Genomic DNA, 17,790 nt, shown 5'->3' on the forward strand with positions numbered 1-17,790 from the left:
GGCCATGGATCATGCGCGAATCGATCAACCCGCGCTCATGCCGCTGTGGCGCAGCAGCGCATCGATGCGCGGGGCGCGGCCGCGGAAGGCCGCGAACGACTCGGCCGCGGGACGCGAGCCGCCGACGGCCAGCACTTCGCGGCGGAAACGCGCGCCGGTGGCCGGATCGAGCGTGCCCAGGGCGTTGCCGGCCTGCCTGGCCGCGGCTTCCTCGAACGCCTCGTAGGCGTCGGCGGACAGCACCTCGGCCCACTTGTAGCTGTAGTAGCCGGCGCCGTAGCCGCCCGCGAACAGGTGCGAGAAGGCATGCGGCAGGCGGTGCCAGGCTGGCGGGAACAGCACCGCGACCTCGGCGCGCACTTCCTGCAGCAGGGCCAGCACTTCGCTGATGCTGGCGCCCTTGGCGCGGTCGTGCATCAACATGTCGAACAGCGCGAACTCGATCTGGCGCACGGTCTGCATGCCGCTCTGGTAGTTGCGGGCCGCGACCAGGCGGTCGTAGAGCGCGCGCGGCAGCGGTTCGCCGCTGTCGACGTGGGCCGACAGCTTCTGCACCACGGCCCATTCCCAGCAGAAGTTCTCCATGAATTGCGAGGGCAGTTCGATGGCGTCCCATTCGACGCTGGCGAAGGCGGCGGCGCCGGGCTCGTCCACCTCCGACAGCAGCGCGTGCAGGGCGTGGCCGGTTTCGTGGAACAGGGTGATGACGTCATCGTGCGTCAGCACGGCGGCGCGGTCGCCGTTGGGGCGCGAGAAATTGCAGGTCAGGTAGGCGATCGGCGTCTGCACGCGGCCGGCGACCACGCGGCGCGTGCGCTCGCTGTCGACCCAGGCGCCGCTCTGCTTGCCGGCGCGGGCGTACAGGTCCAGGTAGAGGTAGCCGATCAGGTCGCCCTGGGGGCTTTCGACGCGCACGCCGCGCACATCGGCATGCCACGACGACACCGGCGTTTCGGCCAGGCGCACGTCGAACAGCGTCTCGATCACTTCGAACAGGCCGGCCAGCACGCGCGGCTCGGTGAAGTACTGCTTCACCTCGTCTTCGGAGTAGGCGTAGCGCGACTCGCGCAGGCGCTCGGAAGCATAGGCCACGTCCCACGGCTGCAATTCGGCCAGGCCGAGTTCGGCCGCGGCGTAGGCCTTCAGCTCGGCCAGGTCGCGCTGGGCGTAGGGCTTGGCGCGGGCGGCCAGGTCGCGCAGGAAGGTGGTGACCTCCTTGGCGTCGCGCGCCATGCGCGTCTGCAGGCGCAGCGCGGCGAAGGTGCCCAGGCCCAGCAGGGTGGATTCCTCGGCGCGCAGGGCCAGCAGTTCCTCGATCAGGGGCGAGTTGTCGAACCGGGCATCGCCCTGTTCGGACGCCACCGTGCCGTAGCCGCGATACAGCGCCTCGCGCAGCGAGCGGTCCTGCGCGTACTGCATGACGGGCAGGTAGCAGGGCATCTTCAGCGTCAGCTTCCAGCCCGGCTTGCCGTCTTCCTCGGCGGCGGCGCGCGCGGCGGCCCGCACGTCGGCGGGAATGCCGGCCAGGCGGGCCTCGTCCTCGATCAGCAGCGACCAGGCGTCGATGGCGTCCAGTACGTTCTCGGAGAATTTCTGCGAGGCCTGCGCTTCGCGGTCGGAAATCGCGGCGTAGCGCTCGCGGTCGGCGCCGCGCAGTTCGACGCCGCTCAGGCGGAAGTCGCGCAGGGCCATCTCGACGATGCGGCGGCGCACCGGCGACCACGACGCGAAATCGGGCGCGGCGGCCAGGCGCTGGTACTGCTGGTACAGGCCTTCGTGCAGGCCGACCCAGGTCGAGAACTCGGTCACCAGGGGCAGGGCGGCGTTGTAGGCCTCGCGCAGTTCGGGCGTGTTGACCACGGCGTTCAGGTGGCCGGCCACCGACCACGCGCGCCACAGCCGTTCGGAGGCGGTATCCAGCGGCTCGACCACGGCTTCCCAGGTGGGCGCCAGCGCCGGATCGGCGGCGCGGTCCACGGCCTGACGGGCGACGCCCAGCAGTTCCTCGATGGCGGGCACCACGTGAGCGGGCTTGACCGCCTGGTAGTCGACCAGTTCTGAGACGGGGGCGAGCAAGGGATTCTGGGTCATGGTGTTACCAATAGCGTGAGAGGAGGGCGGGCAGCAAGCGAGCGCGCCGGCAGGCATAAGGATCAGGTTGGGGCGGCAGGCCGAAAAGCAAGGGCCGGCCCTGGGCGCGCCCGGTTCCGCGCGGCGGGTCCAGAGACGACTGTGGGTTTGCCCCCGGCCCCCGGAAGGGCGCGGGGCAAACCCACAGGGGTGCCACGGCGGGGCGCGGGACCGGTCTTCAGGCCGCGGCCCGTTCCGCCGCTTCGACGGTGTTGACCAGCAGCATGGCGATGGTCATGGGGCCGACACCGCCCGGCACGGGGGTGATGGCGCCGGCCACCTGGCTGGCGGAGGCGAAGTCGACGTCGCCGCACAGCTTGCCGTCGGCGCCGCGGTTGATGCCCACGTCGATGACGACCGCGCCGGGCTTGATCATCGAGCCGTCGATCATGCCGGGCTTGCCGGTGGCCACCACCAGCACGTCGGCGCGGCGGGTCTGCGCCGCCAGGTCGCGGGTCTTGGAGTTGCAGATCGTGATGGTGGCGCCCGCGGCCAGCAGCAGCATGGCCATGGGCTTGCCGACGATGTTGCTGGCGCCGACGATCACGGCCTCGGCGCCGCGCAGGGCCACGCCTTCCGATTCCAGCATCTTCATCACGCCGTAGGGCGTGCAGGGGCGGAACAGCGGCTGGCCGGTCATCAGCAGGCCGGCGTTGCTGACGTGAAAGCCATCCACGTCCTTCTCGGCGGCGATGGCTTCGATGACCTTGTGCGCGTCCATGTGCTTGGGCAGCGGCAACTGCACCAGGATGCCGTGGATGGACGGATCGCGGTTCAGCTTGTCGATGCGGGCCAGCAGTTCGGCCTCGGTCATGTCGGCGGGGTACTGTTCCTTGACGGAATGCAGGCCGGCCTTCTCGCACGCCGCGACTTTATTGCGCACGTACACCTGGGAGGCGGGGTCTTCGCCCACCAGCACCACGGCCAGGCCGGGGCGGGTGCCCTTGGCGGCCAGGGCGGCGACGCGTTGGGCGACTTCTTCGCGAATGCGCTGCGACAGGGCGGCGCCATCAATAATCCTGGCGGACATTAGGCAACCTCCGCGCGGTGCGCTACGGTATTCGCCTTGGGAACGGCCCGGCGGCTCATGCATGCGCCTCCGGTTTGGCCAGGGCCACTTTCATCAGGTCGGCAACAGTGGTCACTTCAAGTTTTTCCATGATGTTGGCGCGGTGCGCCTCGACGGTCTTGATGCTGATGCCGAGGTCGTCGGCGATCTGCTTGTTCAAGCGGCCGGCGACGATGCGCTCCAGCACCTGCTGCTCGCGCGCGGTCAGGCGCGCCAGCATGGCTTCGTGGTCTTTCTGGGCCTGGTGCTTGCTCACGCGCTGCGTGGCCTGCTCCAGCATGCGCGCCACGATTTCGCGCAGATCGGATTCGTTGAACGGCTTCTCGAGGAAGTCGACGGCCCCCTTCTTCATGGTCGACACGGCCATCGGCACGTCGCCATGGCCGGTGATGAAGACGATAGGCAGGGGGGCGTTGCGGGCGATCAGTTGTTCCTGCAGCTCCAGGCCGCTCATGCCGGGCATGCGCACGTCGGCGATCAGCACGCCGATCTGGCTGGGGTCATAGTCTTCCAGGAACGACTCGCCGCTGGCGTAGGCGCGAACCCGGTAGCCATTGGCCTCCAGCAGCCAGCGCAGCGAATCGCGGACCGCTTCGTCGTCGTCAACAATGAATACCGTGCTCGACAGGTGGGGCGTGTTCATGCGTGCAACTCCTCGGACTGATCATTCTGGGCCTGCGTCTGGGACGCAGCGCAGGGCAGGGTAAAGCGGAAAATAGTACCGCCGGCGGGGTTCGGGTCCGCCCACAGGCGGCCGTGGTGCGATTCGATAATGGTACGGCAGATATTCAGTCCCATGCCCAGGCCCTGGGTCTTGGTGCTGAAGAAGGGCTCGAACAGGCGCTCCGGCTCGGCCAGGCCATGGCCGCGGTCGACCACCGCGACCTCGATGTGCTGTTCGTGCAGGATCACGGCCACCTTGAGCTCGTCGGACTCGCTCTTTTCCATGGCTTCCAGGCCGTTCTTGAGCAGGTTCAGCAGCACCTGTTCGATCAGGATCGGGTCGGCCAGCACGTCAGGCGCGTTCGACGGCACGAAGCTGTCGATGCGGATGCGGCGCTTGCGGGCGTCGATCTCGGCGAAACCGATGGCGTTGTCGACGATGCGGCCGATCGCCACGCGCTGGCGGCGCGGCTCGCTGCGCTTCACGAATTCGCGGATGCGGCTGATGATCTTGCCGGCGCGCTCGGCCTGCGAGGCGGCCTTCTCCAGCGCCGGCAGCAGCATATTGGGGCTGGTGTGGCCGGCCTTGACCAGGGCCACCGCGCCCATGCTGTAGTTGGCGATAGCGGTCAGCGGCTGGTTCAGTTCGTGCGCCAGCGACGAGGCCATCTCGCCCATGGTGGTCAGGCGGCTGGTGAGCTGGATCTTTTCCTGCTGCACGCGCGAGGCCTCTTCGTGGGTGCGGCGCTCGGTGATGTCGCGCGCCACCTGCATGCGCACGCGGCGGCCGTCGGTCCAGGCCAGCATGCGGTGGTGCACTTCGAACCAGCGCTGCACCGAGGGCGCGAAGACTTCCACGGATTCATCCGTGAAGCGGCCGCGGCGGCCGGCCAGCAGCTCGTCGTGGCCGCCGGTCTGGGCGCCGAACACGCGGCGGTAGGTGCGGTTGGCGAACAGCAGCTCCAGGCCATCGTGGGTGTCGGCGGTGACCGAGATGGCGTCGTCCAGACCTTCCAGCACCGTCATGAAGCGCTCGTGCGCGGCGGTCAGGGCCTCGCGGATGCGCTTGGGCTCGGTGATGTCGGTCATCGACGTCATCCAGCCGATCTGGTTGCCGTTGGGGTCCAGCAGCGGCGACACGTACATGCGCGCCGTGAAGCGCGAGCCGTCGCGGCGCTGGGCCTCGACTTCCAGGCCGCTGCTGGGCGTCTTGCCGGACATCAGCACGTCCAGGGTGTGCTGGTGCTGTTCATGGCGGCCCGGCACCCAGTAGGGGAAGGGCGGGCTGCGGCCGATCAGGTCGGCCTCGTTCCAGCCGATCATGCGGCAGAAGGCCGGATTGACGTAGGCGATGCGGCCCTCCATATCCAGCACGCGCATGCCGGTGGACATGGAGTTCTCCATGGCGCGGCGGAAGCCGGTCTCGGCGATCAGGGCGGCCTCGGCGGCGGAACGGAAGCGCGTATAGCGCCATAGCATCAGCAGGCTGATGACGATCACGCACGACAGCGCCAGCACCACCCAGATCAGGCGCTGCTGCCGCATTTCCTGGTCGATGGTCACGAACATGACGCTGTCGTCATGGATGCGCTGCAGCCAGAAGAACACCCCCATCACACAGATATAGAGGATCAGCACCATCGCGGGCGTGACCCAGTACACCCCGCGGCGGCGCGTGCGGGCGTGGTCGTGGAACGGTGTGGGTATATTGGACTTGGGCGCGCTGGACATGTAGTTTGGGCCGGATAGGCCGGGCATTTTTCGTCGCCGGGCCGCCTCAAGATGAAAACGCCCCGGCTGGGGCAGCAAGCCGAAGGCGCGGCGTGGGGGGCATTTTAGTGCGTGTCGGCGGGAATTGCCGGGAATCAAGCCCTTCAGAAGGGAGATGGGCTAAAAAAGTGCCTTCCATCCTTTTCAGCTTCCATTCATATTTTCGCATTATGAAATGCCGTACCGCAACATGAAATTTTCCTTGCGACCGGTTAATCTTCTTTCTTAGAATGCCGGCTGATAGGGAAACCGCTCCCGAGTAGCTGGTCTCTAGCACAACACCCCGACCCATGCATGGCATGGTAGCCCGGATGATCCCGACTACCATGGCATGTCCGCGAGTAGATAAATAAGCGGGTGCGGTCACGAACGAACCCCAACAGGAGACACACGATGTCCTCTTTCGCCCAGGCTGGCGCCGTGCAGGCTGCCAACGACGAAGACACCCTAGAAACCCAGGAGTGGCTCGAAGCCCTGGCGGCAGTCCTTGATCGCGAAGGACCGCAGCGCGCGCACTACCTGCTGGAACGCCTGATCGACGAAGCCCGTCGTTCCGGCGCCCACATCCCGTTCTCGCCCAACACCGCTTACGTCAACACGATCCCGCCCGGCCTGGAGCCGGCGCATCCGGGCAACCTGGAACTGGAATCGCGCATCCGCTCGTACGTGCGCTGGAACGCCATGGCCATGGTGGTCAAGGCCAACAAGCACAACCCGCCGGACGGCGGCGACCTGGGCGGCCACATCGCCTCGTTCGCCTCGCTGGCCACCATGATCGGCTGCGGCCAGAACCACTTCTGGCACGCCGAGAACGAAAACCACGGCGGCGACCTGGTCTACTTCCAGGGCCACACCTCGCCCGGCATGTACGGCCGCGCCTACCTCGAAGGCCGCCTGACCGAAGACCAACTGAACCACTTCCGCCAGGAAGTGGACGGCAAGGGCCTGTCCTCGTACCCGCATCCGAAGCTGATGCCGGACTTCTGGCAGTTCCCCACCGTGTCGATGGGCCTGGGCCCGCTGATGGCCATCTACCAGGCCCGCTTCCTCAAGTACCTGCACGCCCGCGGCATCGCCGACACGAGCAAGCGCAAGGTCTGGGTGTTCTGCGGCGACGGCGAAATGGACGAACCCGAGTCGCTCGGCGCCATCGCCCTGGCGGCCCGTGAAAAGCTCGACAACCTGATCTTCGTCATCAACTGCAACCTGCAGCGCCTGGACGGTCCGGTGCGCGGCAACGGCAAGATCATCCAGGAACTGGAAGGCGACTTCCGCGGTTCGGGCTGGAACGTGATCAAGCTGATCTGGGGTGGCTATTGGGATCCGCTGCTGGCGCACGACAAGGAAGGCATCCTGCGCAAGATCATGGAAGAAACCGTCGACGGCGAGTACCAGGCGTACAAGGCCAACGACGGCAAGTTCGTGCGCGAGCATTTCTTCGGCAAGCACCCCAAGCTGCTGGAAGCCGTCTCGCGCATGAGCGACGAGGACATCTGGCGCCTGAACCGTGGCGGCCACGATCCGCACAAGGTCTACGCCGCGTTCGACGCCGCCTCCAAGCATGAAGGCCAGCCGACCGTCATCCTGGCCAAGACCATCAAGGGCTACGGCATGGGCCACGTGGGCCAGGCCAAGAACCCGACCCACCAGCAGAAGAAGCTGGAACTGGACTCGATCCGCGAATTCCGCGACCGCTTCGGCATCCCCATCCCGGACGACAAGCTGGCCGACCTGCCGTACTTCAAGCCGGCGGAAGACTCGCCCGAAATGAAGTACCTGCACGAGCGCCGCGCCGCGCTGGGCGGCTACCTGCCGCGCCGCCGCGCCAAGGCTGACGAGCAGCTCAAGGCCCCGGCGCTGGATGCCTTCAAGGCCGTGCTGGAACCCACCGCCGAAGGCCGTGAGATCTCCACCACGCAAGCCTTCGTGCGCATCCTGAACCAGGTGCTGCGCGACAAGGAACTGGGTCCGCGCGTCGTGCCGATCCTGGCCGACGAATCGCGCACCTTCGGCATGGAAGGCCTGTTCCGCCAGATCGGCATCTACGCGCCGGAAGGCCAGAAGTACGTGCCGGTCGACAAGGACCAGGTCATGTACTACAAGGAAGCGGCCGACGGCCAGCTCCTGCAGGAAGGCATCAACGAAGCGGGCGCGATGAGCTCGTGGATCGCGGCGGCCACGTCGTACTCCTCGAACAACCGCATCATGATCCCGTTCTTCATCTACTACTCGATGTTCGGGTTCCAGCGCATCGGCGACCTGGCCTGGGCGGCCGGCGACATGCAGGCGCGCGGCTTCCTCTTGGGCGGCACCGCCGGGCGCACCACGCTCAACGGCGAAGGCCTGCAGCACGAAGACGGTCACAGCCACATCCTGGCCTCGACCATCCCCAACTGCGTCTCGTACGACCCGACCTTCGGCCACGAACTGGCCGTGATCATCCAGCATGGCCTCAAGCGCATGGTGGAAGACCAGGAAAACGTCTACTACTACCTGACGGTGATGAACGAAAACTACCCGCAGCCTGGCCTGACCGCCGGCGACGAGGAAGGCATCATCAAGGGCATGTACAAGCTCAAGTCGCACGGCAAGGGCAAGAACCGCGTGCAACTGATGGGCTCGGGCACGATCCTGCGCGAAGTCATGGCCGCCCAGGAACTGCTGGAAGCCGACTGGGGCGTGGCCTCGGACCTGTGGAGCGTCACCAGCTTCACCGAACTGCGCCGCAACGGCCTGGACGCCGAGCGCCACAACATGCTGCACCCCGACGAGAAGAAGCCGCAGGTGGCCTACGTCACGGAACAGCTCGCCAAGACGGAAGGCCCGATCATCGCCTCGACCGACTACATGAAGCTGTTTGCGGACCAGATCCGTCCGTTCGTGCCCAAGGGCCGCGAATACAAGGTGCTGGGCACCGACGGTTTCGGCCGTTCGGATTTCCGCGCCAAGCTGCGTGAGCACTTCGAAGTGGATCGCCACTTCGTCGTGGTCGCCGCGCTGCGCGCGCTGGCCGACGAAGGCAAGGTGCCGGTTGCCAAGGTGGCCGAAGCCATCAAGAAGTACGGCATCAACCCGAACAAAGCCAACCCGCAATACGCCTGAGGGTAAAGAGACATGAGCAACGTCGTGCAAATCAAGGTTCCCGACATCGGCGACTTCAAGGAAGTGGAAGTCATTGAAGTGCTGGTGGCGGTGGGCGACACGATCAAGGCCGAGCAGAGCCTGATTACCGTCGAGTCCGACAAGGCCTCGATGGAAATTCCCGCCTCCACCGGGGGCGTGGTCAAGTCCATCAGCGTCAAGGTCGGCGACAAGGTCGCTGAAGGCTCGGTGGTGCTGGAGGTCGAAGCGGCCGATGCCACCGCCCCGGCCGCCAAGGAAGCGCCCAAGGCCGAAGCCCCGAAGCAGGCTGCCGCCGCCGCGCCCGCCGCCAAGGCCGAGGCCGCCGCGCCGGCCGCCAGCAGCGGTCCGGTCGAGATCGAAGTGCCGGACATCGGCGACTTCAAGGAAGTGGAAGTCATCGAAGTCATGGTCGCCGTCGGCGACACCATCAAGGCCGAGCAGAGCCTGATCACCGTCGAGTCCGACAAGGCCTCGATGGAGATCCCGGCCTCGCAGGGCGGGGTGGTCAAGGAAGTGAAGGTCAAGGTCGGCGACAAGGTCGCCAAGGGCTCGGTCGTGGTCGTGGTGGAGGGCAGCGCGCCCGCCGCCGCGCCGGCCGCCAAGGCAGAGGCCGCGCCGGCCAAGGCCGAAGCCCCGGCCGCCAAGGCCGAAGCGCCCGCCGCCCCGGCCACGCCCGCCGCCGGCTCGCGTCCGGCTCCCGCCGCCGCGCTGGAAGACGCCAACCTCAAGCCCGGCCAACTGCCGCACGCCTCGCCGTCGGTGCGCAAGTTCGCCCGCGAACTGGGCGTGAACCTCAGCAAGGTCAAGGGCACCGGTCCCAAGGACCGCATCACCGCCGACGACGTGCGCGGTTTCGTCAAGCAGGCGCTGGCCGCCGGCCCGGTGGCCGCCGCCGGTGGCTCGGCCGATGGCGCCGCGCTGGGCCTGCTGCCGTGGCCCAAGGTCGACTTCACCAAGTTCGGCCCGGTCGAAGCCAAGCCGCTGTCGCGCATCAAGAAGATCTCCGGCGCGAACCTGCACCGCAACTGGGTCATGATCCCGCACGTCACCAACAACGACGAAGCGGACATCACCGACCTGGAAGCGCTGCGCGTCACGCTGAACAAGGAAAACGAGAAGTCGGGCATCAAGGTCACGATGCTGGCCTTCCTGATCAAGGCCGTGGTCGCGGCCCTGAAGAAGTTCCCCGAGTTCAACGCCTCGCTGGATGGCGACAACCTGGTGCTCAAGCAGTACTACCACATCGGCTTCGCCGCCGACACGCCCAACGGGCTGGTGGTGCCGGTGATCCGCGATGCCGACAAGAAGGGCATTCTGCAGATCGCCCAGGAAATGACCGACCTGTCCAAGAAGGCGCGCGAAGGCAAGATCTCGCCCGCCGACATGCAGGGCGGCTGCTTCTCGATCTCCTCGCTGGGCGGCATCGGCGGCACCTCGTTCACGCCCATCATCAATGCGCCCGAAGTGGCCATCCTGGGCGTGTCGCGTTCGTCGCACAAGCCGGTCTGGGACGGCAAGCAGTTCGTGCCGCGCCTGATCGTGCCGCTGTCGCTGTCCTATGACCACCGCGTCATCGACGGCGCCGCCGCTGCCCGCTTCAACGCCTATCTGGGCGCCTTGCTGGCCGACTTCCGCCGCATCGCGCTGTAAACGGGGAGCCCTATGAGCAATACCGTTCAAATCAAAGTGCCGGACATCGGTGACTTCAAGGAAGTCGAAGTCATCGAAGTGCTGGTCGCCGTGGGCGATACCATCAAGGCCGAACAGAGCCTGATCACGGTCGAGTCCGACAAGGCCTCGATGGAAATCCCCGCCTCCACGGGCGGCGTGGTCAAGTCCATCAGCGTCAAGGTCGGCGACAAGGTCGCCGAAGGCTCGGTGGTGCTGGAAGTCGAGGCGGCCGAGGCTGCCCCGGCCGCCAAGCAAGCGCCCAAGGCCGACGCGCCGCAGGCCGAGGCCCCCAAGGCCGACGCCAATCCGGCCGCCGCGGCCCCCGCCGCCGCGACCTTCAAGGGTTCGGCCGACGCCGAGTACGACATGCTGGTGCTGGGCGCGGGCCCCGGCGGCTATTCGGCCGCCTTCCGCGCCGCCGATCTCGGCCTGTCCGTGGTGCTGGTCGAACGCTACGCCACGCTGGGCGGCGTCTGCCTGAACGTGGGCTGCATCCCGTCCAAGGCGCTGCTGCACAACGCCGCCATCATCGACGAGGCGCGCGAACTGGCCGCCCACGGCATCAGCTTCGGCGAACCCAAGATCGACCTGGACAAGCTGCGCGGCTACAAGGACAGCGTGGTCGCCAAGCTGACCGGCGGCCTGGCCGGCATGGCCAAGGCGCGCAAGGTGACCGTGGTGACGGGCGTGGGCGAATTCGCCGATGCCAACCACCTGGCGGTCAAGGGCGCCGACGGCAAGTCGCAGACCATCCGCTTCAAGCAGGCCATCATCGCCGCCGGCAGCCAGTCGGTGAAGCTGCCGTTCCTGCCGCAGGACGAGCGCATCGTCGATTCCACCGGCGCCTTGCTGCTGCGTGAAATCCCCAAGAAGATGCTGATCATCGGCGGCGGCATCATCGGCCTGGAAATGGGCACGGTGTACTCCACGCTGGGCGCGCGCCTGGACGTGGTGGAAATGCTGGACGGCCTGATGCAGGGCGCCGACCGCGACCTGGTCAAGGTCTGGCAGAAGAAGAACGCCGGCCGCTTCGACAACATCATGCTCAAGACCAAGACGGTCGGCGCGGAAGCCCGGAAAGACGGCATCTACGTCACCTTCGAAGGCGAGGGCGCGCCGAAGGAACCGCAGCGCTACGACCTGGTGCTCCAGGCCGTGGGCCGCAGCCCCAACGGCAAGAAGATCGGCGCCGACAAGGCGGGCGTGGCCGTGACCGACCGCGGCTTCATCGAGGTCGATCGCCAGATGCGCACCAACGTGCCGCACATCTTCGCCATCGGCGACATCGTCGGCCAGCCGATGCTGGCGCACAAGGCGGTGCATGAAGGCCACGTGGCGGCCGAAGCCGCCGCCGGCCAGAAGTCGTTCTTCGACGCCCGCGTGATTCCGTCGGTGGCCTACACCGATCCGGAAGTGGCGTGGGTCGGCCTGACCGAAGACGAGGCCAAGAAGCAGGGCATCAAGGTCGAGAAGGGCGTGTTCCCGTGGGCCGCTTCCGGCCGCGCCATCGCCAACGGCCGCGACGAAGGCTTCACCAAGCTGCTGTTCGACGCCGAGACGCACCGCATCCTGGGCGGCGGCATCGTCGGCACCCATGCCGGCGACCTGATCAGCGAAGTGGCGCTGGCCGTGGAAATGGGCGCGGACGTCATCGACATCGCCAAGACCATCCACCCGCACCCGACGCTGGGTGAATCGGTGGGCATGGCGGCCGAAGTGGCCGAAGGCGTGTGCACCGACCTGCCGCCGATGAAGAAGAAGTAAACCCTGACTGGCCGGATCTTGCATCCGGACGCAGGCACCGCAGCCCGAAGCGCCTCCCGGCCTTCGGGCTGTTTTTCATTGGGACGTTTTTCTGGATAATCCATCCGGCCATGCCCGGCTGATCCCGGTCCCGCCGCTGCCTAGAATCGAATCTCCATCGACACACATGCGGGAGATTTTCCATGGCAGACCATTCCATCAAGGGCAAAGTCGTCCTGATCGCCGGCGGGGCCAAGAACCTGGGCGGCCTGATCGCGCGTGACCTGGCGCAACAGGGCGCCAAGGCCGTCGCCATCCACTACAACAGCGCGGCGTCCAAGGCCGACGCCGACGCCACCGTGGCCGCGATCCAGGCCGCCGGCGCCAGGGGCGTCGCATTCCAGGCCGACCTGACCACGGCCGGCGCCGTCGAGAAACTGTTCGCCGACGCGGTCGCGGCGGTGGGCCGGCCCGACATCGCCATCAACACCGTCGGCAAGGTGCTCAAGAAGCCGCTGACCGAAATCAGCGAAGCCGAATACGACGAGATGAGCGCGGTCAACGCCAAGTCGGCGTTCTTCTTTCTGAAAGAGGCCGGCCGCCACGTCAACGACAACGGCAAGGTCTGCACCCTGGTGACCTCGCTGCTGGGCGCGTTCACGCCGTTCTACGCCGCCTATGCCGGCTCCAAGGCGCCGGTCGAGCACTACACGCGCGCGGCCGCCAAGGAATTCGGCGCGCGCGGCATCTCGGTGACGGCGGTCGGGCCCGGCCCGATGGACACGCCGTTCTTCTATCCGGCCGAAGGCGCCGATGCCGTGGCGTACCACAAGACCGCCGCCGCGCTGTCGCCGTTCTCCAAGACCGGCCTGACCGACATCGAGGACGTGGTGCCGTTCATCCGCCACCTGGTCAGCGATGGCTGGTGGATCACCGGCCAGACCATCCTGATCAACGGCGGCTACACCACCAAGTAACCGGCCTGGCGCACGGGGGGCGCCTGGCGCCCGCGATTCGAGGCCCCGTGGGTCTGGCCCGGCCTGCCTGGCGCGGGCGCCATTTCCCGTGTCTGCGATGTCCCGCGAACCGGCTATGCTGTCACGGGCGGCGTCGTGCCGCCGGCGCTGGGGGACTCCCGGGGGAGCATGGACAGATTCGAACAGTACCGCGTCTTCGCGCAGGTGGCGGAGATGGGCAGCTTCATCAAGGCGGCCAACGCGCTGGAGCTGCCGCGCGCCTCGGTCTCGGCCGCCGTGCAGCAGCTCGAGGCCCAGTTGGGCGCGCGGCTGCTGCACCGGACCACACGCCAGGTGCGCCTGACCGCCGACGGCGCCCAATTGCTGGAACGGGTCCGGCCGTTGCTGGCCGAGGTCGAGGACATTGACCACCTGTTCCAGCAAAGCCAGCGCCAGGTTTCCGGGCGACTCAACGTCGACGTGCCCAGCCGCATTGCGCGCCGCCTGGTGGCGCCTGCGTTGCCCGGCCTGTTGCGGCGCCATCCCCGGCTGCAACTGGCATTGGGGTCCAGCGACCGCGCCATCGACCTGATCCAGGAAGGCGTCGATTGCGCGGTGCGCATCGGCGCGCTGCATGACAGCAGCCTGGTGTCGCGGCCATTGGGCAACATCGCCCTGGTCAATTGCGCCAGCCCCGCCTACCTGCGTGAGCAGGGCGAGCCGCGGGCGCCGGACACGCTGCCGACGGATCACTGGATGGTGGGATACGCTTCGCCGACCACCGGCCGCGAACTGCCCTGGGAGGTGGCGGCCGGCGACGGCGACCGCCAGGCCATCACGGTGCCCAGCCGGGTGGTGGTCAACAATGCCGAAAGCTATATCGCCTGCTGCCTGGCGGGCCTGGGATTGATCCAGATTCCGCGCTTCGACGTGCAGCACCTGCTGGACGCCGGCGAACTGGTGGAAGTCATGCCAGCGCATCGCGCCGCGTCCATGCCGGTGGCGCTGCTGTATCCGCACCGGCGGCAGCGCTCGAGACGGCTGGCGGTTTTTCTGGAGTGGTTCGAGGAACTGATGCGCAGGCACCTGGAGGCCTGACGGCCGGAGCCCGGGCGGGAACAGGGACTCGCGGAGGAAGAGCGAAGAAGGGGGCCGAAGAGAGGGGCCGGGAGGACCGGGCGCGGCAATCGTTGCCGCGTGCGCCGGCGTGGCTTACGCCTGGGTATTGATGCGGGTGCCGATCTTGCCGTCGATGGCGACCACCGGCAGCGACTGCATCAGCGTGGCGACGGTGTCGGCCTGGGCGTTGATGGCCTTCTTGGTGACGCGGGCCTGGACTTCCTGCATCAGTTGCGCGTCGCGCATGGCCAGGCCGGTGTTCACGGTGTTGCTGATGGAAAGATCCATGGCGGGTGTCCTGTGGAAGGCTGTCCGGGCCGAAGCCCGGGGTTCAGCGATTATCGCAAAGTTTGCGGCATCGCGGCAGAATTTTCCGGCGTCGGCGTCGGCGTCGGCGTCAGGGCTGCGGCGGGCATTCCTTGACCGCACCCCAACCCTGGTTGGGGCCGCAATATTGCTTGCGCGCGGCCCAGGCGCAATCGGGGCGGTCGAAAAAGCCCAGGGTGGCGCAGCGCGCCAGCTCGGTTTTCAGGCTGTCGAGCCAGGCCAGCGGATTCTCGGCGGGAATCTCGGTGATCCGCAGCGTCGGCTTGGGCGCGTCTGGCGCGGGGTCGCGGGCGGGAGGCGGCGCGGCATTGGCGCCGGCGGCGGTGGCGGGACGCGCGGCCGGCGTGCCGGCCGGGTCCGACGGCGTGGCGGTTGCCGGGTCGTCCTCCTGGGACGTATCTTGCCGCGCCTGCTCTGGAACGGGCGGCCGTTCGGCTTCCCTGGGCGGCGTAGCGGCGGCGCCGTCGCCGCTGTTCCAGTCGGTCGGGGCCGCGGGGCCCGCCGCTTTCTGGCCCGCGCTTGGCGGGCCGTCCAGCGGCACCCGCACCGGCCCGGCGGCGTTCACGCCGGTGCGCGCGGCATTCGGCGTGCTCCACGACACCACCAGCAACACCAGCGCGCCATAGATCGCGAGCGTGTAGAGGACGGTCAGGGTGGCGTAGCCCACGCGCTTGCCGGTGATCGGGGTGGCGTCCTCGCGGCCGATCAGGCTGCGCCAGCGCACCAGGGCGGCGCCGGGCGCGCTGATCAGCGCCCAGCCCAGCCGCTTGCACAGGCTGGGCCGCGGGAGCGAGGCCTGCACCTGCGCCGCCAGCAGCTCGCGCAGGGCGCGGTTCTCGTCGCGCAGGCGCTGAGTGTGCGCGTCCACCGGCGCCTGGTCGTCTGGATCCGTGGTGTCGTCATGCCGCGTAGCGAGTGGATCGGGAGGCGTGGTGGTCATGTTACGAAAAATATAGATACAAAATTGTACGAGTGCAATTATGACCGCCAGCCAGACCGTGCAAAAAAGGAATAAGCCGGCAAAAATGCCGGCTTCCGACCAATCATGTCGTGGCGCGTGTGGGCCGGCTACTCGAGGATGGCGTAGCTGATGTGCGGTTCGTAGGTGAAACGCTGGATCCGCAGCCGGTTCAGGCCCAGCTTCTCCATCACGGCCAGCGTCTCGCCGGGCCAGGTCCGATTGTTCAGCTCATCGAAGACGATGACGCCGCCCTTGGGCATGCGCGGCAGGAAATGCTCCAGGCAGATCTTCGTGGGTTCGTACAGGTCCAGGTCCAGATGCAGGAGCGACACCACGGTCTGCGGTTCGCGCGCCAGGTATTCGGGCACGCTCTGGGCGACATCCCCCTTGACCAGTTCGACCTTCTGGATGTGGCCGATGAAGCGGTTGGCGTCGAACAGCGCGATGGCGCGCTGCAGATCCGTGTAGCTGTCGGCCTGGTAGCCGTGTTCGCGGCGCTCCGTGGTCTGCACCACGGCATGGCGATCCTGGTCGGCGATGCCGGTGAAGCCGGAAAAAGTGTCAAAGCCGACGATGCGGCGTTGCAGGTTGACCGGCTCCAGCGTGGCGCTCAGTTGGGCGAAGGTCATCAGGCCGCCGCCCCAATTGACGCCGCATTCCATGATGTCGCCCTGTACGTGCAAGGCCATCTTGAACAGTTCAGTCAAGCACAGGAAGCGCGCCAGGCTCTGGCGCGGCACGAAATTGGCGAAGTTCTCGAGTTTTTCGACGGTGCTGCCGCCCGCCGCGTCGAAGAATGCGCCCAGTTCTGCGCGGTAACCCACCTCGCCGGTGGTGCTGCGACCATCCTGGCGGAAGCGGGAAGGGTCGGTGGTGTCGGTCATGCTGCGGTTCTCTCGGATTCCTGTTCGCGACGGCGCTGGGCATCGTGCCCGGGGTAGTCGACATAGAAGATGTTGCCGCGATCGCCGGTCGGGTAGCGCTGGCGTCGGTATTCGGCGTCGGCCAGGTCCGTGATGCGCAACTGCGTGGTCCAGCGGATCTGTTGACCCAGGTTGGGCGTGCTGCGATGGAGCAGCAATTGCTTGAAGATGACCACGTCGCCGCGCGCGGCGGTGATGGTTTCGGGCGTTTCCGTTACGTCGTAGTCCAGGCTCAGGTCGCGCTGCAGGAACGGCACGTAGGGCGCGATCACCTTGTCGCTGATGCGCTTGAAGGGATAAAGACCGCGCTTGTGGCTGCCGGGGATGACCTGGATGGTGCCGGACGCCAGGTTGACGTCCTGGAGCGGGACCCAGAGCGTCACCGCGTTTTCGGAGCCCAGCAGGTAGAGCGTGTCCTGATGCCAGGCGAACAGGTGGCGGGCGTCGGCCGGCTTGTCCAGGCGCATGTTGCAGCAGCCCATCAGGCCGGGATGTGCCAGCCCCAGCGTGCGGCATAGCCGGTCCACGGCCGCGCTGCCAGACATGCATGCCAGCGCCGGCAAATATTTCAGGCGGTCATATAGCAGCGATTGCATGGCGGGCTCAAGTTGGTAGCGGCTGACGTCGTGCACGCTGAATTGCGGGCCGACGATGCGTCGTCCCAACTCGCGCAATTGCATTTCCAGCGTGTCCAACTCGCCGTGCTGCCAAAAGTCCCGGAGGACTAAAAAGCCGTCTGCTTCGAATCGTTCGTACATGATGTACGATCGTAGGGCTTGTCTGCGACGTTCCGGGCGTCTGTGCGCCGTGGGTATAGATCAATCTTTGGTTTCTTCGCGCCAACCCAACACCTGCATGGGGTTGCCGCCCTGTATCGAGAAAGCGGCGATTTCTCCGCGCACGATGCTGCCGGCGGCAATGACGCAGCCTTCGCGCAGGATGGCGCCGTCCAGCAGCACGCAGTTGGCGCCGATCCAGACGTCGTCCTCGATGACGATGCCGCCCTTGCTGGGGCGGAAACCCTGTTGCCGGATCGGCAGGTCGCGCCGGCGGAATTCGTGGTTGGCGGGGGCGAAGGTGCAGTTGGCCGCGACGGCCACGCGCGCGCCCATCCGGATGCCGTTGCCGGTATAGAGCACGCAGCCGGAATTGATGACGCAGTCGGGGCCGATGATGACGTCCCCGGCGCCGCCGGCGGGCTTGATCTTGACGAAGGAATCCACCACGGCGCCGGGGCCGATCACGATCCGCGTGCCGCGGGTGGAATCCTCGATGTCGGCCAGCGGCGATACGCGGGCGCTCGGATCGATCTCGATCATGATGCCGCCTGTGGCG

The 17,790-nt window shown here is 67.1% G+C and carries 14 protein-coding genes; 5 read left to right on the forward strand and 9 right to left on the reverse strand.

Going from position 1 to position 17,790, the window contains the following annotated elements:
- Positions 1-24 precede the first annotated feature (24 nt).
- The 4 genes from AAID08_RS11380 to AAID08_RS11395 all read right to left on the reverse strand — a co-directional run bounded on the left by AAID08_RS11380 (position 25) and on the right by AAID08_RS11395 (position 5,593).
- Entirely contained in the window at positions 25-2,091 is a 2,067-nt protein-coding gene (locus tag AAID08_RS11380) for a M3 family metallopeptidase (RefSeq protein WP_336236228.1), read from the reverse strand.
- 217 nt (positions 2,092-2,308) lie between these two features.
- Entirely contained in the window at positions 2,309-3,160 is an 852-nt protein-coding gene (folD, locus tag AAID08_RS11385; RefSeq protein WP_020927317.1) for a bifunctional methylenetetrahydrofolate dehydrogenase/methenyltetrahydrofolate cyclohydrolase FolD, read from the reverse strand.
- A 55-nt stretch (positions 3,161-3,215) separates the two neighbouring features.
- The gene (locus AAID08_RS11390) at positions 3,216-3,842 is read right to left on the reverse strand and encodes a response regulator transcription factor (protein WP_020927318.1); all 627 of its coding nucleotides are present in this window, start codon (positions 3,840-3,842) and stop codon (positions 3,216-3,218) included.
- Positions 3,839-5,593 carry a PAS domain S-box protein gene (locus AAID08_RS11395; RefSeq protein WP_020927319.1) on the reverse strand — a complete coding sequence of 585 codons (1,755 nt, stop codon included), beginning with the start codon at positions 5,591-5,593 and terminating at the stop codon, positions 3,839-3,841. The genes AAID08_RS11390 and AAID08_RS11395 overlap by 4 nt, the downstream gene beginning before the upstream one ends.
- 432 nt (positions 5,594-6,025) lie before the next feature.
- Here AAID08_RS11395 and aceE point away from each other — a divergent pair, with 432 nt between their 5' ends.
- The 5 genes from aceE (at position 6,026) to AAID08_RS11420 (ending at position 14,223) form a co-directional block, all read left to right on the forward strand.
- Positions 6,026-8,734, forward strand: coding sequence for a pyruvate dehydrogenase (acetyl-transferring), homodimeric type (aceE, locus tag AAID08_RS11400; protein ID WP_054504143.1), 2,709 nt, complete (start codon positions 6,026-6,028; stop codon positions 8,732-8,734).
- Positions 8,735-8,746: 12 nt separating this feature from the next.
- Positions 8,747-10,405 (forward strand): dihydrolipoyllysine-residue acetyltransferase, encoded by a 1,659-nt coding sequence (gene aceF / locus AAID08_RS11405; RefSeq protein WP_395757650.1) that lies wholly within the window; start codon positions 8,747-8,749, stop codon positions 10,403-10,405.
- Between the two features lie 12 nt (positions 10,406-10,417).
- Complete coding sequence (lpdA, locus tag AAID08_RS11410; protein WP_395757651.1) at positions 10,418-12,190, forward strand: dihydrolipoyl dehydrogenase; 1,773 nt, start codon at positions 10,418-10,420, stop codon at positions 12,188-12,190.
- Positions 12,191-12,372: 182 nt separating this feature from the next.
- Positions 12,373-13,146 carry an SDR family oxidoreductase gene (locus tag AAID08_RS11415; RefSeq protein ID WP_054418568.1) on the forward strand — a complete coding sequence of 258 codons (774 nt, stop codon included), beginning with the start codon at positions 12,373-12,375 and terminating at the stop codon, positions 13,144-13,146.
- Between the two features lie 168 nt (positions 13,147-13,314).
- A complete protein-coding gene (locus AAID08_RS11420; RefSeq protein WP_054418566.1) occupies positions 13,315-14,223 on the forward strand; it encodes a LysR family transcriptional regulator in 909 nt (302 codons plus the stop codon).
- A gap of 114 nt (positions 14,224-14,337) precedes the next feature.
- Here AAID08_RS11420 and AAID08_RS11425 read toward each other — a convergent pair whose 3' ends face one another.
- From AAID08_RS11425 to AAID08_RS11445, 5 genes are all read right to left on the reverse strand, one after another.
- Positions 14,338-14,532: a putative motility protein gene (locus AAID08_RS11425; protein WP_054431993.1), complete on the reverse strand. Its 195-nt coding sequence runs from the start codon at positions 14,530-14,532 to the stop codon at positions 14,338-14,340.
- 109 nt (positions 14,533-14,641) lie between these two features.
- The gene (locus tag AAID08_RS11430; protein WP_395757652.1) at positions 14,642-15,511 is read right to left on the reverse strand and encodes a hypothetical protein; all 870 of its coding nucleotides are present in this window, start codon (positions 15,509-15,511) and stop codon (positions 14,642-14,644) included.
- 128 nt (positions 15,512-15,639) lie between these two features.
- Entirely contained in the window at positions 15,640-16,416 is a 777-nt protein-coding gene (locus AAID08_RS11435) for a TylF/MycF/NovP-related O-methyltransferase (protein ID WP_116793282.1), read from the reverse strand.
- The gene (locus AAID08_RS11440) at positions 16,413-17,150 is read right to left on the reverse strand and encodes a phytanoyl-CoA dioxygenase family protein (protein ID WP_395757653.1); all 738 of its coding nucleotides are present in this window, start codon (positions 17,148-17,150) and stop codon (positions 16,413-16,415) included. The genes AAID08_RS11435 and AAID08_RS11440 overlap by 4 nt, the downstream gene beginning before the upstream one ends.
- Before the next feature lie 123 nt (positions 17,151-17,273).
- A complete protein-coding gene (locus AAID08_RS11445) occupies positions 17,274-17,774 on the reverse strand; it encodes a DapH/DapD/GlmU-related protein (protein WP_116793280.1) in 501 nt (166 codons plus the stop codon).
- Between the last annotated feature and the right edge of the window lie 16 nt (positions 17,775-17,790).

The sequence above is a fragment of the Achromobacter sp. EB05 genome (assembly GCF_044232075.1).
GTDB classification, from domain to species: Bacteria; Pseudomonadota; Gammaproteobacteria; order Burkholderiales; family Burkholderiaceae_B; genus Achromobacter; species Achromobacter dolens.

Coding starts and splice junctions, on each gene's coding strand:
- lpdA (WP_395757651.1), top strand. CDS start 10,418: ATGAGCAATACCGTTCAAATCAAAGTGCCGGACATCGGTGACTTCAAG.
- aceF (WP_395757650.1), top strand. CDS start 8,747: ATGAGCAACGTCGTGCAAATCAAGGTTCCCGACATCGGCGACTTCAAG.
- AAID08_RS11420 (WP_054418566.1), top strand. CDS start 13,315: ATGGACAGATTCGAACAGTACCGCGTCTTCGCGCAGGTGGCGGAGATG.
- AAID08_RS11425 (WP_054431993.1), bottom strand. CDS start 14,532: ATGGATCTTTCCATCAGCAACACCGTGAACACCGGCCTGGCCATGCGC.
- folD (WP_020927317.1), bottom strand. CDS start 3,160: ATGTCCGCCAGGATTATTGATGGCGCCGCCCTGTCGCAGCGCATTCGC.
- AAID08_RS11430 (WP_395757652.1), bottom strand. CDS start 15,511: ATGACCACCACGCCTCCCGATCCACTCGCTACGCGGCATGACGACACC.
- AAID08_RS11395 (WP_020927319.1), bottom strand. CDS start 5,593: ATGTCCAGCGCGCCCAAGTCCAATATACCCACACCGTTCCACGACCAC.
- AAID08_RS11435 (WP_116793282.1), bottom strand. CDS start 16,416: ATGACCGACACCACCGACCCTTCCCGCTTCCGCCAGGATGGTCGCAGC.
- aceE (WP_054504143.1), top strand. CDS start 6,026: ATGTCCTCTTTCGCCCAGGCTGGCGCCGTGCAGGCTGCCAACGACGAA.
- AAID08_RS11445 (WP_116793280.1), bottom strand. CDS start 17,774: ATGATCGAGATCGATCCGAGCGCCCGCGTATCGCCGCTGGCCGACATC.
- AAID08_RS11390 (WP_020927318.1), bottom strand. CDS start 3,842: ATGAACACGCCCCACCTGTCGAGCACGGTATTCATTGTTGACGACGAC.
- AAID08_RS11380 (WP_336236228.1), bottom strand. CDS start 2,091: ATGACCCAGAATCCCTTGCTCGCCCCCGTCTCAGAACTGGTCGACTAC.
- AAID08_RS11415 (WP_054418568.1), top strand. CDS start 12,373: ATGGCAGACCATTCCATCAAGGGCAAAGTCGTCCTGATCGCCGGCGGG.